2 protein-coding genes are annotated in these 2,011 nt (G+C 48.0%); one reads left to right on the top strand and one right to left on the bottom strand.

Annotation, left to right across the window (positions count from 1 at the left end; translation table 11 throughout):
* Positions 1–1,514, bottom strand: a 1,514-nt coding sequence (locus ASC50_RS06375; RefSeq protein ID WP_056928839.1) for a CTP synthase, incomplete at its 3' end; no start/stop codon positions are given.
* Between the two features lie 130 nt (positions 1,515–1,644).
* Here ASC50_RS06375 and ASC50_RS06370 point away from each other — a divergent pair.
* Positions 1,645–1,983 carry a type III pantothenate kinase gene (locus ASC50_RS06370; RefSeq protein ID WP_056928838.1) on the top strand — a complete coding sequence of 113 codons (339 nt, stop codon included), beginning with the start codon at positions 1,645–1,647 and terminating at the stop codon, positions 1,981–1,983.
* Positions 1,984–2,011 lie beyond the last annotated feature (28 nt).

Genomic DNA, 2,011 nt, shown 5'->3' with positions numbered 1-2,011 from the left:
ATATACCACCGGAGAGCGGGTATTTCCACCACTTCCACCAAGCCGGTGTCGGGATTTATGCCGGTGCAGTGCATGCCGCTCGCCTCAAACGCATCCTTATATTCATTATTAAACTCGTAGCGGTGGCGGTGGCGTTCCTGAATCAGGTTGCTTTGGTACGCCTCTGCTGCTTTTGAGCCTTTTTCGAGTTTACATTCGTAGGCACCCAAACGCATTGAGCCGCCCATTTTTGTCAAATGCTTCTGGTTTTCCATCAAGTCGATGACCTTGTGGGGCGACTTTGTGGTAAATTCCGATGAATTGGCATCGGTTAGACCGAGCACGTTTCGCGCATATTCGATGACCATGCACTGCATCCCGAGGCACACGCCAAAGGTTGGTTTGTCGTGCTCACGCGCATATTTCAGAGCCGCCAATTTGCCTTCGATGCCGCGCGAACCAAAGCCCGGAGCCACCAAAATGCCGTCCAACGCACCTAATAATTCCGCAGCATTGTCGTCGTTCAATTTTTCGGAGTGAATAAAGCGCAAATCCAATTTGCGCTCGTGATAGGTTGCCGCCTGCAAAAGCGACTCGTTGATGGATTTGTAGGCATCCGGCAATTCCACATATTTCCCGACAACCCCGATTGTAACCGTTTCAGTGGCATTTTTCATGTGGTCGAGAAATTTTTTCCACTTGGTCAAATTCAGTTTGCTATCCACCGGCATCCCCATTTTTTGCAGCACTATTTGGTCTATTTTTTGCTTCGCGAGCACCAGCGGCACCTCGTAAATGCTTGCCACATCATAAGATTGAATCACCGCATCCTCTTCCACATTGCAAAAGAGAGCCACTTTCCTGCAGATATTTTTGTTCAGCTCCCGTTCGGTGCGTAGCACCAAAATATTGGGCTGAATCCCCTGCTCTTGCAATACTTTCACCGAATGTTGGGTCGGTTTCGTCTTAACTTCCTTTGCAGCAGCAATATACGGCACATACGTCAGATGCACACACAAGCAGTTTTTGCCCAACTCCCAACGCAACTGGCGGACACTTTCGATGAACGGCAACGACTCGATATCGCCCACCGTGCCGCCGATTTCCGTGAGCACAAAATCATATTTGCCCGTTTTGCCGAGCATCATGATGTTGCGTTTGATTTCATCGGTGATATGTGGCACCACCTGCACCGTTTTGCCCAAAAAGTCGCCTTTGCGCTCCTTGTTGATAACATTTTGATAGATGCGACCGGTCGTGATGTTGTTCGCTTTTGAAGTTGGAATGTTCAAAAAGCGTTCGTAATGCCCCAAGTCCAAGTCCGTTTCGCGCCCGTCTTCGGTCACATAACATTCGCCATGCTCGTACGGATTGAGCGTTCCGGGGTCAATATTAATGTAGGGGTCAAACTTCTGAATCGTCACCCGAAACCCGCGTGCCTGAAGCAATTTGCCCAGCGAGGCAGCCACAATGCCCTTCCCCAAGGAAGAAACCACGCCGCCCGTCACGAAAATATATTTTGCATCGTCTGCCATAAAATGTGATTGTTTCAAGCCCGCAAAGGTACAAAAAAATATCTTTAAAATGAATTTCTGATGATTATTTTGCAGGAACATTTATTATCGCTACCTTTGCACCCGAAATTGGTGCGCAACAGTAATAACAATGAACATCACCATCGACATAGGTAACTCATCGAGCAAAATCACGCTATTTGCAGATAACGTGGTGGTCAATCATTTTCAGTTTAAGCAACTGACTGAAAAGGACTTGTCCGCGATTTTAGATAAGGCGAAGCCCCAATCCGGCATCTTTTGTTCTGTCAAAAAAGTGGAACCATGGTTAGTGAGCACACTTGCAGACAAATTGACCGGCTACTACGAACTGACAACGCAACTGGCTTTACCACTGACAATTGACTATCAAACGCCGCAAACATTGGGCATGGACCGCGTGGCAGCAGCAGTGGGTGCATGGTCGCAAAAACCCCCACCAATTGGCTGATTATCGACATGGGAACGGCGATTACAAT

It is taken from the genome of Candidatus Symbiothrix dinenymphae (genome assembly GCF_001431085.1).
Note: the sequence above shows the minus strand (reverse complement) of the source record. Positions and strands in the feature narration are given on the sequence as shown.